This window comes from Paratractidigestivibacter sp. (assembly GCF_052362415.1).
Classification (GTDB): domain Bacteria; phylum Actinomycetota; class Coriobacteriia; order Coriobacteriales; family Atopobiaceae; genus Paratractidigestivibacter.
The window spans coordinates 12,212-14,189 of the sequence record NZ_DAWEMK010000039.1 but is presented as its reverse complement, the minus strand read 5'-3'; the positions used below and the strand labels follow the sequence as shown (position 1 = coordinate 14,189).

Annotated in this window: 2 protein-coding genes; both read right to left on the bottom strand. The window is 66.4% G+C overall.

The genetic code is table 11. From position 1 onward, the window contains the following. Window positions 1–357, bottom strand: a 357-nt coding sequence (locus ACT84W_RS05520; RefSeq protein WP_444328488.1) for a hypothetical protein, incomplete at its 3' end; no start/stop codon positions are given. Next, a partial coding sequence (locus ACT84W_RS05515; RefSeq protein WP_444328487.1) for a hypothetical protein occupies window positions 350–1,978 on the bottom strand: 1,629 nt, incomplete at its 5' end. The genes ACT84W_RS05515 and ACT84W_RS05520, both read right to left, overlap by 8 nt.

The window sequence follows — 1,978 nt, the reverse complement described above, 5'->3', positions numbered from 1 at the left end:
GTCGAAGTCGTCGTCTTTGAGCCGCTTCAGGAGGCCGTAGGCATTGATCTGTCCCTCGCGGTAGGCGCCGTCGATGTCCACCGAGTCCACCACGGGCATGAACGTGCCGAGGCACTCGCGCCTCTCGCTGCCGTCCGAGAAGGAGGCGTTGAGGTACACGCGCAGAAAGTCGTTGCCGACGTCGAACTTGTCGGCGAAGTCCAGGGATGCAGTCTCATAGAGCGCCGTGTTTGCGTTGCGCTCGATGGAGCCGCCGTTCTCGATGTCGCGCACGAAGTCGACTTCGAGCCCCGTCTCGCGCGAGACGCGCACGAAGTCGTAGGAGGCGTCGAACGGCCTCGTCCAGCTATCAGCCATTAGCGGGCTCCTCCCACGTCTCCCACGTCGGGTCGCACGAAGCCACCCACGCGCCGTCGGAACGATTCACGCTGCAACTCAGGCGGGCGCGGAACCGTTCGCCGTAGAGATCGCGCACCCAAAAGCGTCCCGCGGTGTTCATGACCTCGAGGAATGACTTGTAGTCCTCCTCGTCGAGCAGCAGGAAGTCCATGCTGTCCTTGACGTCCCGTTCGTTGATGCCGTACGAGACGGGCAACCCTTCCCCGCCGTCGGCAAAGTGCAGCATCTTGTACCCGTGCGTCACATTGCGGCTCGAGCCCTTCTTGAGATAGCGCCCGAGCCACGTCCTCTCAGCGCCGGCCCCCCAGTTGAGAGCCACCGCGCGGCTCGCCACGGTCGTCTTGACCCTCGTCGCCGTGCTCACGCCCGTCGCGGCGTAGGCGACCGCGACGTACTCGAACTCGCTGTTGAGCGGAGGCAGCGGGTCGCTCGCGCCCTCGCCCGCCGCAAGGTGAGAGCCGAGCTGCAGGGTCGAGCCGTCGGGCAGGACGCGCGACACGGTGAAGTGGGACGTCTCGGGCGTGTCGTCGCTGTCGGCCTTGCCTGGGAATACCGACAGCTGGCATCCCAGCCTCTCGTCGACGAAGATGTTTAGCGACGGTTTGGCTGGCGGTGCCCAGTCGGTCCGGAAAGTTCTCGAGACGGTGACCGATAGCGACGATCCGGCCGTGACCGTGAGCATGACCCTGTACGGCGTGAAGTTGACGAACGCGTGTTGCGCGTAGCCCAGGCGGAAGGAACGCGCGTCCTTGTCCACAGCCCCGCTCCACAGAAGGTTGCCCCTGATGTCGCATAAAGACAGGTACTGTCGGCTGACGCCCGTCTCGTCGGCCACCTTCCACGTGAAGGTATGCGGCACCGCGCGCAAGGTTGCCCCGTCCGCAGCCGGGTCGGTGAAGAATGCCTGGGGCGCGTCCGCCACGGTATATGCCGCCGCGCTCGACCATGCGCCCCAGTCTTCGTCGAGGCCCTTGGTGCGCACGCGCACGGAGTAGAGGCCCTTGGTGCCGGTCGGCAGCTTCAGGCTCGTACCCGAGCCATCGACCGTCGTGGTGGTGGGACCCGTCGGCGTCGTGACCTGCACCTCGGCTGAGGTCTGCGCCGAGCCGTCCGGATGGTTGGGCACCCATTCGAGCGTCGCGGTCGAACCTGTGGCGTAAGCCGCCCTGACGCCCCTGATGAACGGTGCGAGCGGCGGGCATATTGTCGTGACCTCGTTTGACTCGGTCCACGGTCCCTTGAGGCCGCTCTTGACCGCGCGGGCGCGGTAGCGCACCGTACCCGCCGGCGCCTCCTCGTCCTCCCAAGAGGCGTTCACGTCCGCATCGACCCACGTCTTTCCACCGTCGGTCGTGAGCTGGAACTCCCAGCTGTCGACGAAGGCCGGCGCGTCATGCCCCTTGAGCACGACCTTCGCCGCCTCCACCTTGACTGCCTCGAGCATGCCGAGCGCCGTCGGCGTGGTGTAGATCGCCGGCGCGCTCACGCCGTAGTCCGACGTGCCGCCGGGGCCCGTCGCCTTGGCCGAGAAGATGTACATGCAGCCCGGCTCGAGGCCGTTGTAGGTGTGGCTCGTGGT